The sequence below is a fragment of the Orbus hercynius genome (assembly GCF_003634275.1).
Classification (GTDB): domain Bacteria; phylum Pseudomonadota; class Gammaproteobacteria; order Enterobacterales; family Orbaceae; genus Orbus; species Orbus hercynius.
This window is the reverse complement of the sequence record NZ_RBWY01000007.1, coordinates 1-23,326: the sequence shown is the minus strand read 5'-3', so window position 1 is coordinate 23,326 and position 23,326 is coordinate 1. Positions and strand designations below refer to the sequence as shown.

At 37.9% G+C, this 23,326-nt stretch carries 17 protein-coding genes, 1 tRNA gene and 1 rRNA gene; 5 read left to right on the top strand and 14 right to left on the bottom strand.

The features are described 5' to 3' along the window. The 6 genes from DES39_RS10800 to DES39_RS10775 all read right to left on the bottom strand — a co-directional run. The coding region (locus DES39_RS10800) for a hypothetical protein (RefSeq protein ID WP_147405442.1) at positions 1-455 on the bottom strand (455 nt) is incomplete at its 3' end. Positions 456-471: 16 nt separating this feature from the next. Further along, the gene (locus DES39_RS10795) at positions 472-4,668 is read right to left on the bottom strand and encodes a toxin VasX (RefSeq protein ID WP_121146010.1); all 4,197 of its coding nucleotides are present in this window, start codon (positions 4,666-4,668) and stop codon (positions 472-474) included. A 120-nt stretch (positions 4,669-4,788) separates the two neighbouring features. After that, positions 4,789-5,688 (bottom strand): hypothetical protein, encoded by a 900-nt coding sequence (locus DES39_RS10790; protein WP_147405441.1) that lies wholly within the window; start codon positions 5,686-5,688, stop codon positions 4,789-4,791. 411 nt (positions 5,689-6,099) lie between these two features. After that, positions 6,100-6,942 (bottom strand): DUF6708 domain-containing protein, encoded by an 843-nt coding sequence (locus DES39_RS10785; protein WP_121146006.1) that lies wholly within the window; start codon positions 6,940-6,942, stop codon positions 6,100-6,102. A gap of 13 nt (positions 6,943-6,955) precedes the next feature. Further along, the gene (locus DES39_RS10780) at positions 6,956-10,711 is read right to left on the bottom strand and encodes a toxin VasX (RefSeq protein WP_121146004.1); all 3,756 of its coding nucleotides are present in this window, start codon (positions 10,709-10,711) and stop codon (positions 6,956-6,958) included. A gap of 39 nt (positions 10,712-10,750) precedes the next feature. After that, the gene (locus tag DES39_RS10775; RefSeq protein ID WP_121146002.1) at positions 10,751-11,668 is read right to left on the bottom strand and encodes a hypothetical protein; all 918 of its coding nucleotides are present in this window, start codon (positions 11,666-11,668) and stop codon (positions 10,751-10,753) included. A 666-nt stretch (positions 11,669-12,334) separates the two neighbouring features. Between DES39_RS10775 and DES39_RS10770 the strand changes: the two genes are divergently transcribed. Then, positions 12,335-13,558 carry a sugar transporter gene (locus DES39_RS10770; protein WP_211324699.1) on the top strand — a complete coding sequence of 408 codons (1,224 nt, stop codon included), beginning with the start codon at positions 12,335-12,337 and terminating at the stop codon, positions 13,556-13,558. Between the two features lie 201 nt (positions 13,559-13,759). Here DES39_RS10770 and DES39_RS10765 read toward each other — a convergent pair whose 3' ends face one another. Both DES39_RS10765 and DES39_RS10760 read right to left on the bottom strand, forming a co-directional pair. After that, positions 13,760-14,215 carry a DUF4822 domain-containing protein gene (locus tag DES39_RS10765; protein ID WP_121146000.1) on the bottom strand — a complete coding sequence of 152 codons (456 nt, stop codon included), beginning with the start codon at positions 14,213-14,215 and terminating at the stop codon, positions 13,760-13,762. Between the two features lie 606 nt (positions 14,216-14,821). Further along, a tRNA-Phe gene (locus tag DES39_RS10760) sits at positions 14,822-14,897 on the bottom strand. Between the two features lie 192 nt (positions 14,898-15,089). Between DES39_RS10760 and DES39_RS10755 the strand changes: the two genes are divergently transcribed. The 3 genes from DES39_RS10755 (at position 15,090) to groL (ending at position 17,678) form a co-directional block, all read left to right on the top strand. Further along, on the top strand, positions 15,090-15,533 hold the full coding sequence (locus DES39_RS10755; RefSeq protein ID WP_170143401.1) for an FxsA family protein: 444 nt from the start codon (positions 15,090-15,092) through the stop codon (positions 15,531-15,533). Positions 15,534-15,691: 158 nt separating this feature from the next. Next, entirely contained in the window at positions 15,692-15,985 is a 294-nt protein-coding gene (locus DES39_RS10750; protein ID WP_121145997.1) for a co-chaperone GroES, read from the top strand. A 46-nt stretch (positions 15,986-16,031) separates the two neighbouring features. Beyond that, positions 16,032-17,678, top strand: a complete 1,647-nt coding sequence (gene groL / locus DES39_RS10745) for a chaperonin GroEL (RefSeq protein WP_121145995.1) — start codon at positions 16,032-16,034, stop codon at positions 17,676-17,678. A gap of 77 nt (positions 17,679-17,755) precedes the next feature. On the opposite strand, the gene DES39_RS10740 is transcribed toward groL, so the two are convergent. The 3 genes from DES39_RS10740 to rlmN are packed head-to-tail and all read right to left on the bottom strand — an operon-like array spanning position 17,756 to position 20,171. Beyond that, complete coding sequence (locus DES39_RS10740; protein ID WP_121145993.1) at positions 17,756-18,313, bottom strand: manganese efflux pump MntP; 558 nt, start codon at positions 18,311-18,313, stop codon at positions 17,756-17,758. 28 nt (positions 18,314-18,341) lie between these two features. After that, entirely contained in the window at positions 18,342-18,983 is a 642-nt protein-coding gene (locus DES39_RS10735) for a tetratricopeptide repeat protein (protein WP_121145992.1), read from the bottom strand. A gap of 18 nt (positions 18,984-19,001) precedes the next feature. Beyond that, positions 19,002-20,171, bottom strand: coding sequence for a dual-specificity RNA methyltransferase RlmN (gene rlmN, locus DES39_RS10730; protein WP_121146013.1), 1,170 nt, complete (start codon positions 20,169-20,171; stop codon positions 19,002-19,004). Positions 20,172-20,380: 209 nt separating this feature from the next. Here rlmN and DES39_RS10725 point away from each other — a divergent pair, with 209 nt between their 5' ends. Beyond that, positions 20,381-21,055: a M15 family metallopeptidase gene (locus tag DES39_RS10725; protein WP_170143400.1), complete on the top strand. Its 675-nt coding sequence runs from the start codon at positions 20,381-20,383 to the stop codon at positions 21,053-21,055. Here the strand turns inward: DES39_RS10725 and DES39_RS10720 are convergent. The 3 genes from DES39_RS10720 to rrf all read right to left on the bottom strand — a co-directional run. Next, entirely contained in the window at positions 21,052-22,347 is a 1,296-nt protein-coding gene (locus tag DES39_RS10720; protein WP_211324697.1) for an ATP-binding protein, read from the bottom strand. The two genes, DES39_RS10725 and DES39_RS10720, sit on opposite strands and share 4 nt — an antisense overlap. 3 nt (positions 22,348-22,350) lie before the next feature. Further along, positions 22,351-23,043, bottom strand: coding sequence for a response regulator (locus DES39_RS10715; protein ID WP_121146012.1), 693 nt, complete (start codon positions 23,041-23,043; stop codon positions 22,351-22,353). A gap of 199 nt (positions 23,044-23,242) precedes the next feature. Continuing rightward, a 5S ribosomal RNA gene (rrf, locus tag DES39_RS10710) occupies positions 23,243-23,326 on the bottom strand; the annotation flags it as partial.

The following is a 23,326-nucleotide window of genomic DNA, read 5'->3' as shown; positions in this document are numbered from 1 at the left end:
CCCCACGTTTTATCCATATCAGCCCAACGCATACCGCCAACCGAATCAACGACGACCCGACCAAAACAAAAAAACTGGTCATTTTTAGGATACATTCCCCCATATTGTTTCCCTTCATCCGTAAAATCATATTGATAAAATCCCGTAGGTTGACCATGACCATCGACAGCAGCAGTTTCACTTAATAGTCCTAAACGGGCAAACATCGCTAATCGTTGATTTAAATCATTATTAATATCGGTCTGTAGGTTATACCCTCTTTCATTAACCTCTCCCACAACTTCTTTAGTAGTATAGGGATAATAGATACTCCCTAACATAAAGCAAACTCCCCGATTACCTGTCGGATTCGCATGATCAAACCCTGACTGCAACATTTTTTTGATCTCGGCATTTTCACAACCAACCAATAAAAATAGCGTGAAGAGCATTATTATTTTTTGCCATTTTGACATGATGTATTCCTTAATATTATGACGCTTGATATTCATAACTGATTACTAGCGGTGTCGGGTCTTGTACTTTATCACGCCAGTAATGCATAACTAGTCGATAATGGTAAGGTGACACAACCCCTGAATCAGCAAAGATACCTAACACTTGATTTACTCTGAGAAAATAAATTTTACTTTGTTGTAGTTCATCACTTATTTGTTCATTATGCTTAGGTTCCTCTGATGCAACTAATTGTTCTGAAATAAATATATTCTGCCCCTTTTCATCTAATAACATATATTCTAATTCACTTATTTCAATCCCCGCCATAGCACGCATATGCCAAGCGGGTACCGTTGATTGAATTTCAATAACATCCACATGCTTCTTTTGACGATAAAACTGCAATAACACTGTCTTATTTAAATCCTGTCGGTCGGTGATCAGCAGTTGCCCTTTATAATCACTTTTATTTCGATCAAATCCGGATAAATTCATATTCAGTTGTAACTTACGTCCCAAACCGTCATTTAATGACTGAATAGCATAGGAATGAGTATTTTTTGAGGCATATTTACGGTCTTCAAGCGCCACATTCGCGGCACAGTTCAGTAACGCGACCGTATAATCATTATGAGCCAGGCAATAACCAACATCCGTTGGGGGGTAAGGTTCCCCTTTTTTCTTTTTATGCGTCCATTTACCAAAATAACAGCGATTAAACCACGTTTGCATCGGATCCCATTCATCGGATGGATCTTTAAATAACGACAGTAATATCCACGCCACAACCCCAAAAATAAAGGCAAATACCACGACCACAACCAAAAAAGGCATTGCGGGGAAAAGCAATGCTAATGCCGATAATGCGCCAGACGCCATTTGACAAACACTACCCACCAAATAAAGCGATGCGGTATTGCCTTCGCCTTCTTGATAACGGCTCAGTCCTTGATTAAAACTACAAGCCCCATCATAAATAGTTAAAACAGATGCCGCTATTCCGGCATATTTTGCAGCCATTCCTATCGTTTTAAAGGCTTCAAGCAAACTCGCTGCATCTTGAATATTTTTATTAAAATAGCTGGCAAATGTGGCTGCTGAAAACTTAGTGCCTGAACTCACTAAAGGCGGCAACATCAACATCACATCAAGCAGTGCTCTCCCCATTTCACGACGCATTTTATCACGATGCTGTTGCGCAATGGTTAAATTATAAGCGCCATACTGTGTGGATAAATTATAGACATTTATCCCAAAAAGTAACCCTTGAAATAAGGTTGCTTTACCCTCTTCAATCATAATCTGCCGACGTTTATAGGCAAATACCGCATCAAAATCAGCCTGAGTCAGGCCACTTTTATCGGTCATAATGACAATAGCGCCATTATCTTTAACTAATCTGTTGAACGTTTTAGAATTTTTAATTTTTTTCTCAAGTTCATTCATTTCAGAGACATTATTCGTCACCGTGACCACATCAAGCAACACCATCTTATTGCGTTCACTGGCCGGAAGCTGCCACGAATTATTAACGCTATCATACGTCATGGGAATCGTTCGACCTTCCGCCGTCTTAGCGGTAAAACCGTTCAGAATTGCCGGATTGGATTTTTGCAATGCATTCATCGCATAACGTAAATCACTCGCTTTGACTTTATAGGTGAATACCTGTAGCTTACGACCAAATAGTGCCATGGCGGAATCCGCTAGCTGCTTTTGGGTGAAGATGCGATTTAACACCTCACCTTTTGGCATATTTGCCAAGCTGATAGACGTTTTTTCACTGAGCAGATCAAATAGCCGGACTACTAATTTGGTTTGAGCTTTGTCTGTCGGTAGGTCGAATAGATCGTTTAATTTACTCACCTCCTCGCTACTGACGGTTTTATCATTCGCTGTATTTGGTGCAGTCACAGATCGGTCTGCTTTAGACGGTAAAAGGGCTTGTTGTTCAATCGCCTGGTACATAGCATCAATTAATTCATTGGTGCTTTTTTGCTCATTCGCGGGATCTTGTCTTAAAGCTATCAACCTATCCCATAAATTATTGCCTTGGGTCGTCCCCCCCTTTAATAAATGGGAATAGAGGGTATTTTCATCCCGTAATAAGTTATCCCAAAGACTAAATTGGTACTCGAGCTTAATGGAACCCAAATGTTCCGGTTGAAAAATCGTCACCATGTCAATTAAATAACCGATATGGGCATTTGAACAATTTGCACTGACTTCAGTTAACCAAAATGGCACATTATTATAGCGAGCAAGCGCAGGGCCAAATTTTGATAATTTTTGTTTATTGGGATCGGCAATTAACCAGGTTGCATAGGTAAAATAGTCCTGCGTGATCTGCTTAATATCCGCCATCATCCAGCCATAACTTAATTCGACTTCCTGTTTAAATAACTTTAGTAGAGGGCGGTTAATGAGAGATTGGTATTTTTTAAGCTCAGTTAAATAAGGTTTGGGTTGGTAGCGGTACAGTACAACATGTTGAGCACCAAAATCATCGGGTAAATCGATAAGTTCCGAGCCTGATTGATATTGATAATAGTATTGATTAAATTTAGCCAGTAAGGCTTTTCTTTCTGCGTCTGAAACATCCGTTACCATCGTGTAAAAAGGCGCATTAGATTGATCTTTGCTCAAACCAATAAACACATCATTATCTTGGTATGCTAGCTTATACTCCTTGGTGTTCATCCCTAACGTCATGTTGAAATGTGGCAGCTTCTGGTATTGTTCAACACTACTATAGAAAAATGCCTCAAATGTTTCAGGCGGGGTTTTATCTTGATATTTTTCAATAATCCCTTGCTCAAAATTTTCAATGTTAGTCAGTAAACGCCGCTTAAATATCATTTCATGTTGGTGGTAATCATACCGATCGGGGCTGCTGGCTTGCTTTTTCTCCAACTTAGCGCGATCGCGTGCAACTATCTGCTCATTAAATGAGCCTTCGTCTTGTTTTGCATTACCCACTAACTCACTATACATCATGTTATAAAGATCGTGATTTTGATGACCCGCCGTCTTTAACAGTCTTTTTTGTTGTTCAAAAATATCACCGGTGAAGACCAAATTTGCTTCGACTGGAGCGATAAACGCTTGACTCTCTTTATTGACAATATTAGCTTCTGTTTGCAGTAACCCAATGGCATGGGTTCGCAATGCAATGCGTTTTTGTACGGCTAGCTCCTCGGCTAACCCCAAACAGTCTTCAACCACTACCGCCGGCGTATCGCTAAAATAGCGTTTAAATTGACTTAATTGTTGGTCATAAAGTGAAGTATCTTTTTTTAATGAGTTGAAGTGGCTCGCCGTATAGAAAACATCAGGATAAAACTCAGGTAATTGAGTCAAATTCATCTCTTTATTAGCAACATCAGTTTCAGCGGCCGAGCCACCGTTAGTCTGTGTCGTCGATGTTGTTGACTGCTGATGTTGCGCAATAAAATCATAATAGTGACGTACAAGATCTTGCTTATCAAACTCAAGCTCCAGTAAATAGCGAGCTTTTGCTTTTTTACGCCATTCATCGGCAAAAAAGTCACTCGCTGCAAAACTCCGCCCTTGCGTTAATTCTGCCGCTGGTGTAGTGGAATTTTTAGGTAAGGTAATACAGGTAAAACGTGTCATTTGGGATTCGGGCAACGCACGATAGTTTTCTAAAACGTCTAGACTCCAAGGATGAGCCGAATAAGCAATCCATGCATGACTATAACGGGTATGGTCAACGGTTACAAAACGAGCGGGGATATAGTGATTTTTTTTGACACAACTTGGTGGTATTTCTTCCACTTGGTAGTTTTTTAACCCGGTTGTGGTTTTGATTGCTTTATGACGAAAGCAGCCTGATGGCGTGACTTCATATGCTAATACGGCTCGTTTCGCACTATCGGCAGTGCCTCGGGTACGTAAAAAGATATAAACATAGCCTGTTCGCAGTAACCGAAAACACGCCTCATGCGTTTCGAGTCCTTCGCTCGGTTCTCGATCACCTAATGAGACCATACCTTGTGACCAGGGAATATTGCGAAATGATTTGCTGTAGCTGCTTTTTTGGGTGCCATAATCATACGAAAGCTGTTTGGGAATCACCGATTTACGAACAAGTAATAAAGGAAAGCCTTTACGTTCACAAACTCCACAGCCGCCACCTGACATAATCGAGGCCTGCTCTAAACAATCATTTTCAATTTGTCTTTTATCTCTTTTATCTTTATCAGTCATTGTCGCTATTCCATCATGGTATACATGTTAAACGTATTTTATTATTTGTTATTTTTATGATTTTATTAATTAACGATCTTATCAATATTGCTTCGGAATAATCCTTTAGTACCAAAATATTTAGCGGTCATTCTTCCGCCAATCTTCGTCCTCAATATTCATTAAATTATCGCCAAGTGTTCCTGAATTGTGTAAGGCACGATTGACAGCGTCCATTGCCTTGGCGTAATTACCTAAATCGCCATATCGCATGGCATAAAAGGCAAATACATAGCGATCAGCTAAGTGATTAATCCCTAAATTGACCGCCTGCTGATAATATTGACAGAGCAAGGCTAACGCGTTTTTGGCTAACGGTGTATTGTCGTCCGTTTGTAGCGTTTGGTAACTATCATATAGATAGAACAGTGCTTTGGCTTCCCGCTGATAAAACAATGCTGACTCCGGCAGGTAGACGAACGTTTTATCAACTAATGATTCGCCGACAATCGCATTGGCTAATTGCCCCTCAACATTAATATAGAAAAAGTGCGATATTCCACTCAGCATCGCGCTTAACCAAAAAGTCGAAAAGGTGTTATCAACATTCAATAAGCTTAAGCGAAATGGCTCATAAAACGGCGTAAAAAGCCCCCCTTGTCGGGCACTAATTTCGCCCCCCACCTGTTCAATTAATTTAGTAATCTCTTCAGGAGGATATTTACTCATTAACCATCCAACGATATATCGGCGGGGTAATTGATATTCAGATAATGCTTCTTTAGCACTTCGATAAATATAGTGAGGATCAACAGATGCTTCTGGCTCAGCTAAACAAATTAAATGTGGGCAATGAGCAAGATCATGACTGAGATCTGACCGTTTAATCGGAATAATCGCATGCTCAGGAAAGTGATTACGTAACGCGGGTAATGAAATAGAGCTAAATTCACTGACTGATGCTAAACCATCAATCAATAGATAGCGGTAATAGGAACGATTTTGAACTTGATTAAATATTTCATTCAGCTGTGAAATCAAAGTGAGCACCCTTCATAAATATTCCTACTTTAGCTTTAAGCGGTTTAACATATTATTATTGCTTGTCTAAAGATGTCAAGTCAAAACAATGAGATAACGTGAAAAAATGATCAGACAAGATTTTTTAAACGCGTTATACTCTCACTGTAATTATACCAAATTACTCATCTTTTTAGCGTGGAATAAATTAAAAAATAAATGCAGAGGAATTATTAGGCATTAGCTTATCAGATGACTACCTAGCAACAAATAGGGGAAGGATTATTTGCCGAGTATGGTAAATAATATCGATCTCGCTGTAGAAAAAAGAGGCGCGATGTGCATCAAATAGTGATAACTCTTAGCCACTCAACGTGGCAATGTCGGCTGCTTATTAACCTTAGTCGGCACAGAGCACAGGAAAATAGCCGGCTATTCATAAGGGTAATGTTTACCGACTAAGTCATACTGCTGTTCAATTTTGGCAAGCTCTGCAAGCGACTCCGCTCGTGAAGCCTTATCAATACCTTCTGGCCAGCTAAATTCAGGCGCAAAATAGTGGCATAATCGGCCTAACCAAAAACGACCTCGAATTTTACCTTTGTAATTCATGCCCTGCATGCCGTTCATATAACACAATAACCAGCGCCACTCGCTATGATTGATGTAATTGGCATTATCCCATAAGCTAAAGTAGTCCATCAACGTGTCTGTTTGCCTGTCGATCACTGCGGCAAAAAACTCTTGCTGCAAGAAGAAGCCTTTACGTGTCACCATTCCTTCAATATCTTGCCAGTCATAGACTTTAATGACCGGTTTATAAAGCTTAGTAATCTCTCTTAAAGGAGAATAATAATGCCGTTTGCTTAAACTCGGCTCATACACATAGACTTTACCTGTTTTACGGTTAAAGCGTACTGGGTAGTCAGCTGGCCAAATAACAGCTTTTGCTAATAGTGATAACGGTATAGTTAATATTAATAATGAAAGCAATATAAAGAAAATAGAGAAAATAAATCCGCCTCCGAACTCAAATAAATTGAAATAATGGATAAAAATATTTATCCCTATGCAAAAACTAAAGATGCTCCCCCCACACCCTGTTAATGCTAAAATCATATCTAAAGTACGGTCAATTTGACCACTTGTGCGTCCTATTTCAATAAGCGTATCATTACCAAAACGAAGGTTAGTTAATTCGTCGTCGTTATTAACCTGCTTAAATTTTACCAGGTCTTTAGGGTAATGCTTATACCCTAATTTAAGTTCTGCCATTATTCATTCCTACTCATATTTCAAGGTAATCTTCTAATTCAATGGTGAATGACGTTTCACCGCTATGTTGCTCTTCAATAAAGCCGAGCACACTTATTTTTGTATCGACACTGTCATCTGCCACATACACCACCGGACAAATGATTAACGAACCTTGTTCATCAAGTTGATAAGTCACCATTTGATTGGAGTGTGTTGATGGATTAGCTGATTGACTGTTTTGAGTGCTAAAATCAGTCTTCATTTCCAGTGTCGAGAGTGCACCCGCTGCATTATCACGAGTGGTGGTTGACTTAAACGTCGTCCCAGTCAAGTTATGACCAATTAAACGATTTTGACTACTATCCTTTTTCTCAACAATAAGTGAACCATAATAGCGCATGCTATCTGATTTATAATTGGGCAAAATTAAGTTGAGATAAATATTATGCTTAGAGCCATAATTAATAATAAAACTACTTTGCGATTTTTTAGTTAAAAAGAGTTCATAACCTCGAGAAGCACCATAAAAGCCATGAATGAGCTTTTTAACGCCATCTGCGGTTAAGGCGTAAGGGGATAAATTGCCAGTTAGCTGGTTTAAGCCAAAATAGCAGCGGTCAAACCAACGCTCCATAGCTGTTAATGAGGAAAGTTCACTCATATAAGTACAGAACACAGAAAATATAATAAGCACAACAGAAAGCGCTATTCCCCAACCTGTTGCTGATGTGAACATTGATGCTCCTAAAGCTGCACCTGCCAACATTTGCCATACACCTGACCGAGTAAATCCTGATATTAATTTTTTACTACCATAATAAATTTCTTTTGCCCCTTCTAATGCTCCCCATACTTTTGCTATAACATTCAATTTGCTAGTAATACCCATTAATGCTCTCATGACCATTTTTTCAGATAAGGCAACGGCTTTATTGGTGATGGCTACCATCATTTTATTTTCAACTTGACCGGCCATCTTGGCTAATTTATCGACCGACTCAGCAGCAAACTTTAAGGTATTAATCGTGATGGAGACACTCGCAAATACAAGTCCGCTCATTGCTTCATTGCGCTGTTCCTCGGTTAAATTAGTCTTTTGCAGGGCATTCGTATTATCGCGTAATAATTTCGCTTGCCACGCTAATAAAAACAGTTCAAATAGGATTGAGGCACTGGTTGCTGCATGAGCCACCCCTAATTTCGGCGGGTGGGAATTATCAATCGGCGCACTACTGAGGTGCGGTGCAGGCTCGCTCGCCGTTGTTGAAGGTGCGCTTTCTTTAAGGATATTTCCCATCTCCTGTGCACCTTCCGTCATGGTATTAGCATGAATGGCGACATCAATATGATTATTGGTAATTTTAGTTAATAATGTTTTTACGGTTGCAAATCGATTACTTGTGGTGTTTGAGGCATACTTTTGCAAGTAGGCTTTTAGCTCATTAATACGCTCTTGTGTCCCTTGACCTTTAAACTTCGCGGTTATCAGCCCATCTTTATTGTCAACAAGCTCAAAACCACTAAAATGATTGCCATGTTTTGCTTTTAGCTCATTAATACTCTCTTGTGTCCCTCGATCTTTATGCTTCACGGTTATCAGCCCATCTTTATTGTCAACAAACTCAAGACCACTAAAATGATTGCCATGTTTTGCTTTTAGCTGAGCATCGAGCTGATTAAAGCGATCTTCCGGCAAGGTTAGACTAAACTCTTCAGTGATTAAATGTGGATTGACTGTTTTTAAGTCAGCATTATTCATGACAACATTATCATCAATCACCGTTGCCAGTTTATTGACATCATTGGCCGCACGATCACCTCGGTTGGTCCGTTTAACATAGTCTTCAATATTTTTAAAACCATCATCATCACAAAATACCGTTAAGGTGATAGTGGTTTTTTTCGTGCCGTCAATTTCTGTTTGCGAGGTGATTGAAATATTTTTATTGCCGGCCAATGCGTTGATTTTACCCGTGTTGATATTAAACGTGATGGTTCGACTTTTCGCATTAATGTGCCCGGCATCGGCTAACACGTCTTGAACACCTTGTGCATTAGTGATTTTTTCTAATTGCTTACCAGCCGCGTCAGGGAGGATGGCCTGTGACTGTGCTAAGGTAATAATTGGATTACCCAAGCATGCGCTAATTAAAAAATTGGTGAGTTCACTGCCCTTATCCGTTAGCGACTTGATATCACTCTCTTTCCAAAAAGAGGGATTCTTTCCAGCTATAATTTTATGAAAGTAAGTTTGATCACCAGATAAGAGCTCATCCCATAATCCCATATCATAATAACTGCTACCTTGCGTCCTAAAGATTTGAATTGCATCACCTAATATATCATTATGGGCGCCCTGATTATGATAGTCGAACTCTCGCTCCCAAAATTTAACGGTATTAAAGCTCGATATTTTTTGTTCAGGAAAAGTGATCTCTTTCTTATTTTCAAGTAGTTGTTTTCTACCCGTAAAAAATTCAGAAGCGGGTAACTTATCACAAAATAACCAGCGACAATACAGGGTATAATCTCGGCCATTATGCTTTTTAATTTGCTCATACCGGTTTACCATATCAGCAAAACGCGTGTAATTTTCAAGTTTTAATTGGTCATTAAACTTTGCCCAATATTGGTCAAAATCATAATGAGCTTTTTCGGTTTGCGATAAATGGTAGCGCAAGCTACCTGTTTCATCGGCGATTTCAGCCGTGCCACCATATTGCCATTTATCACGACTAAAAAGATTTTGCAAACTGGGGATAAACACGGTGCCATCTTGACTATTTTCATCAAAATATTTTCTAACACCAATTTTATATTGCTCAATTAAGTCATAATTTAATTTTTTATACTGACCTTCTGGGGTATGAAGCTCATGATATTCATAAGGAATATCACTTTTCTTAGCATCAATTTTATTGTGTAACTTGAAGTCACCCGTATAATTGACTTCGGCGAGACGCTGAAAATTTAAGTCCTCAGCCATACCTAATGCATCTTCTAAAATAATCGCCCCGACGGTTTTTTTATATTGATATTTGCGGGCATTGATAAAATGAGTAAAAGGAACGCGTTGTTCAATTTTATCTTGATAATTAGGTAAATAACGCAATTTACCGTAAATATCGGGCGAAAACTCTAAAATATTGCTTAAAACAAATTCATTTGATAAATCAATGCCGCGCGGATGCTTATCTGGCATTTGAATAAATGATTTTAAATCGATTTGACTAAACCGAGCTAAATCTTGACTATTTTTATAATAATCACGCGTCTCTTTATTCCAAGGGTAACGGCTATAGGCCACCCATAAAAAAGGCTTATCGTTTAATTCGTCATTGCTAATATCAACCGAGATAAATGAAGCGGGAACATAATGATTATCCGCTAGACATCGAACTGGAAATGGGGCGCGGTCATCAACTTCAAGGTCTTCTGGTGCTTTTTCCCTTAATATACCTCCCTCTAAAACTTCATAATAACGGATGTACTCTTTTTTGGCAGCGGTTCCGGCAAGAACATAAACGTAGCCTTCTCGTAACACTCTCAAAACGTCATTATGGTCTTGTAACGGTTCTTTTGGCTCTCGGCCATCAAGGATAAGCTGAGATGCATTTAAGCGCGAAAAGAGCGGTGAATATGCAGATGCCCACGCTTTATTTACTGCTGACTTCCTTAACAGTAAAATGGGATATCCTTCCCTTTCGCATGCATGCCCATTATCTGTTAATGATGCAATTGCCGCAGTGCCAGAGGCATCAATGCCTTGTGTTTTCTCAATAACCATGGTTTTACCTATCCAAATTAGTTTATCAATCGAGTGATATTAATTATTATTTTGGTGGAGATTTGCCCAGATATCTTTATCTAATTGTTCTAAACCTTTCTTTAATGACCCCGGAGCTAAAATCGCTGCTGAAATATACGGAGAAATTGTTTCGATATTGATTAAATCGACCTGATAAATCAGGCAGTACAGCGCATAGACTAATCTATCTTCAAGATTGGTGAGCCCAATGTTTTTAGCCTCAAGCAGTTTTTTAGCTGACAAAAATAGCGCATTAGCTGGCAATGTTGGTGTATTATCTTGCCACATTTTAACCAAACCGAAAGTGGCTTTAGGCTCGTTTTGATACTGCAGCGCATTTTGTAAAAATATCTGACTAAACAAGAGAAAGTCATCAGTTGGCGAATTATTGGCTGCATTAATTTCAATGAGTTGGCCATAATAATTGATATAGATATAGCGATGAATAAAATTGAATAACCCTGATAATAAAGACTCAGCAGATAGGCTTTCTTTTAATAATTGCAGACGAATATGTTCATAAAAAGGCAAAAAAGACGGCTTTTCGGGGGACATTAAACGGCCTAGCTGCAAGCCTAATTCAATGATTTTTTGAGCGAGATTTTGAATATCAAGTTCACTACTTATCCACGCACAAATATAATGTTTATAATGAGAACGCTCTTTTTTGATTCGTGCTAGCATAAAATCCAACAATTCTGACTCTACATCTTCTCCCGGTTTGGCTAACAAAATCAAATGCGGGCAAAGCGTCGGTTCATAAGATAAATCAGGGCGTAAGATAGCGTTAAGTTCATCATTAGGAAAGACATCATTGATATTTGCAAGTGCAAGTGGCTCGTCAAGCCTAACCGATTTCAACGGGTCGACGAGTAAATAACGGTAGCAGGTAGCTTGGCCTTTGAGTAAAGCATTCAATAATTGATGCGTTGACAAAACAGATTCCCCAACGAATTAAGTAATCATTATTATTTATACGTTTTAGTTTATCTATTTGATTATTATAATGCAAATAACATTATCACATTAATCCATTTTTAATTAAATCATACTGATAAAATCGACAAGCATTACCATCTTCATGCTTTTATAATGAATAATTGATATGACTTCTTGATTCACTGTAGATAAGAGACTGCCCCTGGAGACAAAACCTTATCGAACCATTGGCTTAAAGAGCGAGCTTAATTTGGGATACGTCATTGAAAATAAGGTGAATAACAGAAAATTGGCAAGAGTTGTTGCGATGAATTTTAGACATAAAAAACCAGCTTTAAGCTGGTGTTCTTTTTAAATTGGTGCCCGGATAAGGAATCTATGAGTTTAATTAATTTATTGATTTATAATTAATTTTAATTTTAATTTTAGGGGAAATCTTGGCTCCAATATCGCGCCAAGATTTCACTTGCGGTAAAAACGTATAATTTGCATCCAACCATGTGATTATTTAAATTCTTGTTAGACAGTCAATTTGACAGTACCAAAATTCAAAGAAAAGTTTAACGAGCTGATTAAAATAAACATAATAAATTCAATTTAGATATATCGTTATTCGGAAATTAAGGGATATAATAAGCCACTTTTAATCTGGTTTTTTCTCAAATGTTTAATATAAAAATATCTTCACGCAATCACGCTTGGATAAGTGTAATTAGCTTAGGCTTTGCCGCATTTATTTTTAATACTACTGAATTTGTACCTATCGCTTTACTGTCTGATATTAGTCATTCATTCGATATGAATAAGCAAGATTCAGGGATCATGGTGACCGTTTACGCTTGGGTTGTCGCGGCGCTCTCTTTACCTCTAATTTTATTACTAGGTAATACAGAGCGTAAACGATTATTAACAATTGTTTTTATCTTATTTATTATTGGTCATATTATCTGTTATTTCGCAATATCGTTTAATTGGTTGCTCTTTGGTAGAATAATTGTTGCCAGTGCTCATGCGATTTTCTGGTCAATTACCTCGGCTCTTGCTATCCGCGTTGCGCCTTATGGTAAAAAATCGCAAGCATTAGCCATTATTGCCACAGGCACATCGCTAGCAACAATTTTAGGTATTCCAATTGGTCGTATTATTGGTGAATGGTTAGGTTGGCGTAGTACGTTTTTAATGATCGGCGTAATGGCTCTATTGGTACTTTTAATTCTTATTAAAGTATTGCCTAAATTACCGAGTATCAATACCGGATCAGCTAAAAATTTACCAATTATAATGAAACGCCCTGCATTAGTCGGCATTTTTATTATTGCCGCGATTGCCGTTTCTGGAAGCTTTACCGCCTATACTTTTATCGAGCAATTTTCGATTGATCTTGTCGGTATGACAGCAAACGAATTGACAGTATTATTACTTTTCTTCGGTATTTCAGGGATTGCTGGAAGTGTTATTTTTGGAAAAATCAATACCAAACATCCACTCAGTTTATTGCCCGTCAGTATTGCATTACTGACTGTTGCATTATTGGTTTTATATACCTCTATTACTAGTTTACCACTATTTTTTACTGTCTGTTTCTTTTGGGGTATCGCATTTACTTGCATGATGCTAACCCAACAGATTAAAGTGCTCGATCTTGCCTCCGATGCGACAGATATCGCGATGGCAATTTATTCTGGTATTGTGAATGTTGGCATAGGAGCCGGTGCATTAATTGGGCATCAAGTCATCAACTACACCCAAATTGAATGGATAGGATATTTTGGTGGTGCAATTGTCTTTATGGCTCTGTGTATTACTTTTTTTATAACGTTACGATACAAAGCGCTGTTTATTGAACGAGCTAAAGCAAATACTGGCACCGAAATCATAACGCATTAATATCAGTTTAACTCATCCTACGCGACACAATGTATCATAGGAGGAACCCATTTTTATGCGACTATTCTTTCGAACTTTAGCTGAACCTAGGTTTCGGAAACACAATATTATGAATCAAATTTTTACTTAATACTTTGAATTTGTAGGACAATGATCAAGTTAACATGTACATGTTAACTTGATCCTATCATTGATGGTATATTATTTTAAAATCACCGAAAGTGGTTTATGAACGATATCATAATAAACGTTATTATTATTTTGTTCAGGATAAATTCGATAAGTGTAGGTTTCTGGCTCTACTGTAATGTTTTCAACCGTTCTCGTAAACATTATGCTTCCATCTGGTTTTTTAGCGACCAATGTTCTCGATTTTCCATCGTCACTTAAAGACCAATCACCAGAAAGTTTTAATTTACCTTCCTGAGTGTACATTTTGAACGTACCGTCAGCATTATATTGCGCAATACCAAAAAAACCATTTACAGCAGAATTAGACGAAGGTATGTTTTCATTATTTTGATTCAAGGCCTCGGTGGTTAACCAAACCTTATCAATCATTTTATCTTCATATTTATTTAATTTATCAGCAGCTACTGCATAATTAATACCGACAATAGTAACTAGCACAGCAACAAAAATTCTTAATTTTTTCACTTATGTTTCTCCTTAATTTATTGACGGGTAGCTTGACCCGTAGTCAATTATAACATTTTTAATCAAAAAAAAACCATAAATTCAGCCTAAAACAATACATTGAATTATAACGATATTTATTAAATTTTGTATAATAATGCAACCAGAATTTGTTGTTCTTGATACGTTATAATTGTCCAAAATATCTTCAAATCAAAATAGTCAAAAATGGTGAGGATTATAATTAATAATCACAAAGCGAAGCTTATCCGACTCAAATGCTCAGGTTTTCGCAAATTCAGCCACTAAGTGGTTAAAAATATTGTTAAGCATTTAATCTAATAAGCCCTTAATATTCAGGCCTAAGTAGTTATGGGAATTGGTTTTGATTTTTTGCCACGGTACATGCATCAGATCATCAATGTTTTTGAATGATTATAATGACGAGTATTCGCTCATCGCTAACGCGTTTCTTTATCAGATCCGTCTTATTATTGGCTTCATCAATGCTAACTCAATTCCGCATAACCCCCCATTAACTTCGGTTGATAAGAAATACCATATTAGATGGAATAAAGCTTTAGACATAAAAAAACCAGCTTTAAGCTGGTGTTCTTTATTTAAGATTGGTGCCCGGACGCGGAATCGAACCACGGACACGGGGATTTTCAATCCCCTGCTCTACCGACTGAGCTATCCGGGCAACAACAGGAGCGTATTAAACACGATCTGCGATTATTCGTCAATCCCTTTTAGCGATTATTTTATAAAATTACTTTTATTCGCTCAAAAAATAGATAATTTGTCGTAATTTAATCTTTCCTTAAGTATTTTGTTGAAAAATATGGAATCAACCACATTATATTATCGACTACTTATTAAAAGGATTAATCATATGCGTTGGCGTTTTTTATTGATTTTCTTTGTATACTTGTACTTAGAAATTAGTGTTTTTGTCGCGGTAGCAAATACAGTTGGAGTTTTACTGGCATTAATCGGCATTATTGCCACCTCTGTCATTGGCTTATCGTTAGTAAAATCACAAGGTTTAAAAAACTTAACGTTAATGCAACACAAAATGTCTAATAATGAAAACCCCAATCATGAGTTAGTAAGAAGCGTATCTTTACTATTTGCTGGATTTTTATTATTCATTCCAGGTTTTTTAACCGATATAATTGGCGCCTTGATATTACTTTCCCCTGTGCAACGATTATTAGTAAAACACGTTGTTCCAAAGGCAAATATCAAAACCTATCACAACCACTCAAATCAAAATGCCAGTAGCCGTAACAATGATGTTATTGAAGGTACATTCAAGCAAAAAGATGATGAATAAATAGACAATCAAATATTTTTTTGATATCGCTCTCTTGAAGAAACGGAAAGCATCCCCATCTATTTGACACTACCTCATGAAATGAGCTCATTTTATGAGTTTACTTCAATATATTATGTATAAACTTAATTTAAAAAATTAGTGTAGGAGAATAACTAATGAAAATTCGTCCATTGCATGATCGTGTGATCATCAAACGTAAAGAAATTGAATCAAAATCAGCTGGTGGTATTGTATTAACTGGTTCAGCAGCAGGTAAATCAACTCGTGGTGAGGTTTTAGCTGTTGGTAATGGTCGTATTTTAGAAAATGGCCAAATACAGCCATTAGATGTCAAAGTCGGCGATATCGTGATTTTTAATGAAGGTTATGGTGTTAAAACTGAAAAAATTGATAACGAAGAAGTTTTAATCTTATCTGAAAGCGATATTTTAGCTATTGTTCAGGCATAATTAAGTTATTTAATAGACTTGTAAACAGATTTTAGGAGAATTGAGAATGGCAGCTAAAGATGTAAAATTTGGTAGCGATGCACGCGTAAAAATGCTTCAAGGTGTTAATGTTCTTGCTGATGCAGTTAAAGTGACATTGGGACCTAAAGGGCGTAACGTTGTTTTAGATAAATCATTTGGGTCACCGGTTATCACTAAAGACGGTGTGTCAGTTGCACGCGAAATTGAATTAGAAGATAAATTCGAAAATATGGGCGCGCAGATGGTGAAAGAAGTTGCTTCAAAAGCCAATGATGCAGCTGGTGACGGTACCACTACCGCAACAGTACTCGCGCAAGCGATTGTTAATGAAGGTTTAAAAGCCGTTGCAGCAGGCATGAATCCAATGGATTTAAAACGTGGTATTGATAAAGCCGTTATTGCCGCCGTTGCTGAGCTTAAAAAACTATCTCAACCATGTTCAGATTCAAAAGCGATTGCACAAGTTGGTACGATTTCTGCAAACTCTGATGATACCGTTGGTACGTTAATTGCTGAAGCAATGGCGAAAGTGGGTAAAGAAGGCGTTATCACTGTTGAAGATGGCACTGGCTTACAAGACGAATTAGATGTTGTTGAAGGTATGCAGTTTGATCGTGGTTACTTATCACCTTACTTTATCAACAAACCAGAAACAGCAACGGTTGAATTAGATAGCCCATATATTCTACTTGTTGATAAAAAAATCTCTAACATTCGTGAATTACTACCCGTGCTAGAAGCCGTTGCTAAAGCAGGTAAATCACTATTAATTATTGCGGAAGACGTTGAAGGCGAAGCCTTAGCCACATTAGTTGTAAATACAATGCGTGGTATTGTTAAGGTTGCCGCAGTTAAAGCACCTGGTTTTGGCGATCGTCGTAAAGCAATGCTACAAGATATCGCAATCTTAACAGCCGGTACCGTTATCTCTGAAGAGATTGGTTTAGAGCTTGAAAAAGCAACGCTTGAAGATTTAGGTCAAGCAAAGCGTATTGTAATTAATAAAGACAATACAACTATTATTGATGGCGTTGGTGAACAATCATTAATCGAAGCACGTGTAACACAAATTCGTGGCCAAATCGAAGAATCGACCTCTGATTATGATAAAGAAAAACTTCAAGAACGCGTTGCTAAATTAGCAGGCGGCGTTGCAGTGATTAAAGTTGGCGCAGCAACTGAAGTTGAAATGAAAGAGAAGAAAGCGCGCGTTGAAGATGCATTACATGCAACGCGTGCTGCTGTTGAAGAAGGTGTTGTTGCCGGTGGTGGCGTTGCATTAGTTCGCGCAGCAAGTGCAATCACATCATTAAAAGGCGATAATGAAGATCAAAATGTTGGTATTAAAGTTGCATTACGTGCAATGGAAGCACCATTACGTCAAATCGTGACTAACTGTGGTGAAGAAGCCTCTGTGGTTGCTAACTCTGTTAAAGCAGGTCAAGGTAACTATGGTTACAATGCTGCAACAGAAGAGTATGGTGATATGATCGCAATGGGCATTTTAGATCCGACTAAAGTGACTCGTAGCGCATTACAATACGCAGCTTCAATCGCAGGGTTAATGATCACAACTGAATGTATGATAACTGATCTACCGAAAGATGATAAAGCTGATATGGCTGGTGCCGGTGGCATGGGTGGTATGGGTGGTATGGGCGGCATGATGTAATCATTTACCCAATCATCATCAATAAAAAACCGTAATTAATATTACGGTTTTTTTATCTGCTTATCATGTTGAATCGGTTATAAATGTTGATAAAGTGTCAAACAACCAATAAAAATAAGTACCGCACCACCAATGAATTCTGCTTTTTTACCAATCAAACAACCAATCTTTTTGCCAAGCAAAATACCAATCGTTACCATAATGCACGTCACTAAACCAATCATGCTAGCAGCCAAACCGATATTCACCGATGCTAAAGCCAACCCAACGCCCACAGCAAACGCGTCAATACTTGTTGAAATGGCAGTCAAAATCAGCATCATAAGAGAGCTATTGGTTGCGACCTCTTGGCATTCATCTTCTTTTTTTACGCTGTTATAGATCATACGCAGACCTAAAAATGACATTAATGCAAAGATAATCCAATGATCCCAGCGTTCAATATATTGCACAGCAATATACCCTAACAGCCAACCTAATACCGGTGTAATGGCCTCAATAAAGCCAAATAACAGTCCCACTTTCAATGCATCAAAAAACTTTGGTACATTCAGGGATACCCCTTTACACACAGCTACAGCAAAAGCATCGGTAGACATTGCAAATGCCAATAATAATATTGCAAAAAAACTCATAACATATGCTCAAATTTTATCGTTAGAATTAATCTAATTTAGAAATCGTAAATAAATAATTTGCGATGTGTTGATCGCCATGTTGTTGGTAGACATTAGCCATAGCTTCAACATGTTTACGTTTAGTTGCATCATATTGGAAAAGGGCTTGAAATGCTTCATCAGCTTGAGTTTTATCACCATTTTGAATCGCACAGTAGCCTAACTGCTCTAAGCTATCCATTTTCCATTGAGGTCGCTCTAAGGCAATCGCCTGTTTAAACTGCCCACGAGCCTCATCGTAACGCTTGGTCGCACACAGAAACGATCCATAATGAACACGGTACAGTCCATTAGTTGGTTCCATTTTGGTAATGGCTTGATATATCGCATCCGCCTCGTCATATTCGCCAACCTGCTGGTCAAACATCGCCATGCCAAGCATCACATTAGGATTATTTGGCGAGTACTGGTTCGCTAGCGTCAGGTTATAATGCGCTTGCTTAATATCTTCGCTTGAACGATCCGATGGATTTTGGGCCTGAGATAGATAACCTAATCCTAACTTCAACCTAGCTAATGCCGCTTGCTCTGGATCAAATTCTTGTTGCTGCTCAGCGGTAAAGTGACATCCCGTGAGCACACTTAAAGATGCAATGGCAAGAAATATGTAAAACCAACGTCTGATCATCTCTTATCTCCAATAATTTTATTGCCTAACATCAATAAAAGACTGCGATAATGCTGATTTAACCAATTTTGTTCGTTTGGTACGATCAATCACATCGCCAGCAAGCTGCCCACATGCGGCGTCAATATCATCACCGCGGGTTTTACGAACAATCACAGTAAAACCATACGCCATTAATGTCTTCATAAATCGATCAATACGCGAGTTTGAGCTACGGGAATACGGTGCACCGGGGAATGGGTTCCAGGGAATCAGATTAATCTTACATGGCGTATTTTTTAAGAACTCAGCTAACTCGTGAGCATGCTCAACGCCATCATTGACTTGGTTAAGTAGAACATATTCAATCGTCACTTTACCATGATTAGCATTAGAAATTGCGAGGTAGCGATGAATCGACTCTCGTAACATGGCCATATTATACTTATCATTAATTGGCATAATTTGGCTACGTATTTGATCATTTGGTGCATGCAGTGAAATAGCTAAAGCTACGTCAATCATACCCGCTAATTTATCTAGTGCGGGCACAACCCCTGACGTCGATAATGTCACACGACGTTTCGATAAACCGTAACCAAAATCATCTAACATGATTTCCATCGCGGGTACAACATTAGTTATATTGAGCAGTGGTTCTCCCATGCCCATCATAACAACATTCGTAATCGGCCTATCGGCCAGTTTGCCCGTTAAACCAATAATTTTTGAAGCGCGCCAAACTTGCCCAATAATTTCAGCCACACGAAGATTACGATTAAAGCCCTGTTGGGCTGTTGAGCAGAATTTACACTCTAACGCACAACCAACTTGCGAAGATACGCATAATGTCGCACGCTCCCTCTCTGGAATATACACAGCTTCAATCAGTTGATTATTACCGACATCAAGCGCCCACTTAATTGTACCATCTGCCGATCTCTGTTCATGAGCCACTTCTGGCGCCTTAATTTCAGCTATCGATTTCAGTTGATCTCGAAGTTTCTTATTAATATCAGTCATTAAATCAAAATCATCATAACCAAACTGATAGATCCATTTCATAATTTGATCAGCTCGAAAGGGCTTTTCGCCTAAGTCTTTAAAAAACTCACGCAGCTCCTGACGAGTATAATTAAGTAGATTGATTTTTTCTGGTTCGGAAGTAGTGGTTTGTGTTGATAATTCTGATGATGTTGGATGACACATACCAACAATGTTATTTGTATTCATAGTCGTTATACAGCCTCGTTTTTACACATTACGGCAAAATATTAATAGTGAAATAGTGTAATAAAATTGAAGGAAGGATTATACTGGTTTTCAATTTATCTGGCTAACAATATTGTTGATTTTAAAATAGACATCATATGAAAAAAAAAATTTTATTTCTTTTACTCATCATTTCGGTACCGATTATGGCAAATACTGTCCCACTCAATAAACTTATTGGGCAATTTAATGAAAAAACTGATAAGGAATTTGTTGCATTAGATACGACCGTGCTACCGGTTAATAAGAGCGGTATGTATTTACAAAAAGAACCAACAGAGCAGCTGATTAAAGCTTATCAGGCGTTTAAACAACAGCATCCGAATATTCCGTTTATCATTGTCAGTGCTACGCGTAATTATGCTTACCAAAATAGTATCTGGCAAAGAAAATGGAATACCTTATTTCCTAAATTTAATAATGCACAAAGAACAGCACAAGATATTTTACAATATTCCTCCATGCCTGGTAGTTCAAGGCACCATTGGGGAACCGATATAGATATTACCAGTGTATCATCAGATTATTTCCATCATAACCAGCAAGGTAAAATTTTATATCAATGGCTAGAAGAAAACATGCCTAAATATGGCTTTTGCCGGCCATTTAATGAAGGCCGCAGTGGTGGTTATCTGCCGGAGGAATGGCACTGGTCATATCAGCCCATTGCTAAAGCCTATCTCATGGCATATAAAACAGCATTACAACAAGACACTCAAAGCGTCTTATCTCAACTCAATTTTGATGGTCATGATAAAATAACACTGAAAGCATTATTAGAAGAGTATGTACTTAATGTCAATACTGAGTGTATTAACTAAGAATGCCAATAGGGTAGCTTAATTGTCATAATTAGGCCACCGCTATCACGATTTCTTGCTTGTATGGCGCCGTTATGCATGACAATACTCTTTCTGGCTATGGCTAAACCAAGTCCATAACCTTTGCCTAACTGTGGCGATTGAATTCTAACGAAAGGCTCAAAAATACTTGAAAGTTTGTGTTCATCAATTCCAGGGCCATTGTCTTTCACATCAATTTGTAAATATCGACCGCTCTCTTTCAATGTAATATCGATGGATTGTCCCGCTTTGGAAAATCGAATGGCATTGCGAATAATATTTTCAACTGCACGTCGAATCTGCTCTGAATTACCTTTGATAATCGAATGAGCGACCGAGACTACCGTAAAATTAACATAGACCTCTTGTGGTTCTGCTTCGTATTTTGCATCGGCAACGATTACACTAATTAACTCTTTCAAATCAAAATACTCATCTAAAGAATTAGCGGTATCGTCTCTTGAATAGTTAAGGATTTCACCAATCATAGTGTCTAAACGTTCAGACTCTAGCTCAATACGCTCTAACGAAGTATCAATATTTTGTTTATTTTGCTGAGCAATACCAATCGCTAGTTGTAAACGAGCTAGAGGAGTTCGAAGCTCATGAGAAACATCATGTAATAATGCTTGCCGATCTGAAATCAGTGTACTGAGTTGCTCTACCATAAGATCAAATTCCCACGCAAGTTCACTCAGCTCATCATGTCGTTTTTTTAACTTATCAAACAATCGGACAGAAAGATCACCCTGAGAAACTTTATAAAATCCTTTACGTAAAAGTTTCATTGGCCGAGTTAAATTCCATGCCAAGAATAGACTAAATAACAATCCCCCGGTAATGCCCATTAAAAACATCGGAATAGGCATATTAAAAATCATCCCTTTATTGTAATTTTGGTCATGATCTTTGAACGAAATTAAATAAGAGATGCCATCGGGGGCAGTTGACGTTTTTTGATAAATAAAAGAACCATCATTTGAGTTTTCAGTTTCAGACTCGACATAAAGATCCGGAGTCTGCAATAGCGAAATTGAAAAACATGTTCGTTCAGGCTCAGGTAAATGAGCAATAAAATTAACCGCCTCTTGCTCACCTGAAATCTGTAGCAACTGAGCTATCATCTCAACTTTTGTTTGGATATGATAAAAAGTCCGGCTTTCTCTCGACTCCATGTAAAAATTTAAACCAATCCAGGTGAGTTGGAATGTGAGATAAAAAATGCCCCAAAAGATAATCAATATTTTCCAAAATAAGCGCCTATTCATCATGGCCTACGCTCTAATTCGATACCCTACAGCTCTTATTGTTTCAATAGTCACTGCATCTTTTGTCAGCTGATGTAATTTTTGACGAATATTACTAATGTGCACATCAACGCTACGATCATAAAGTTCACGGGCACGCCCTAAACCCGCTTCTGAAAGCTCTTCTTTAGTCACAACACGATCTTGGTGCTTAACCAATAACGCTAACAAATTAAATTCAGTTGAAGTAAGCTCAATCGTAATTTCATTCCAACGACAAAGGCGCTGAGGAATATCAAGTATCAAATTATTGAATTCATATTTTTTATTATTGAACTCGACTTGGCTTGGTGTGGATTGTTCATCAATTCGTCGCAAAACGGCTCTTAATCGAGCAAGTAATTCTCTTGGATAGCAGGGCTTAGGAACATAATCATCAGCACCTAATTCTAAACCGAGCACACGATCAATGTTATCACCTTTTGCGGTTAACATAATGATTGGTATATTTACTGATTGGCGGATACTTTTAAGCACATCAATACCATTAATATCGGGGAGCATGATGTCTAAGATAGCAGCTTTGTATTTTCCAGTTAGAGCCTCATCGATACCTTCCTGCCCCGTATGAACTGCTTTAACCTTGAAGCTTTCATTCGTTAAGTATTCACTTAACATTTGCGAAAGTTCTACATCATCATCAATTAACAATATATTTATCATGGATTTCACATTTTATAATTATAAGTAAGTCTATTATTATCAACAAAAATCAAAAAAATGTCAGTTAATTTTACTAAAATATTACACGAATTAGATACTTTTTAAGAAAAATTAAATAAATAACAGGATAAAATGGCAGGCAATTAACAAAAAAAAACGCCCCATCTGAACGATAGGGCGCTTCTCATATTTAATAGTCTGGCGGTGACCTACTCTCACATGGGGGAACCCCCACACTACCATCGGCTCCACGGCGTTTCACTTCTGAGTTCGGCATGGG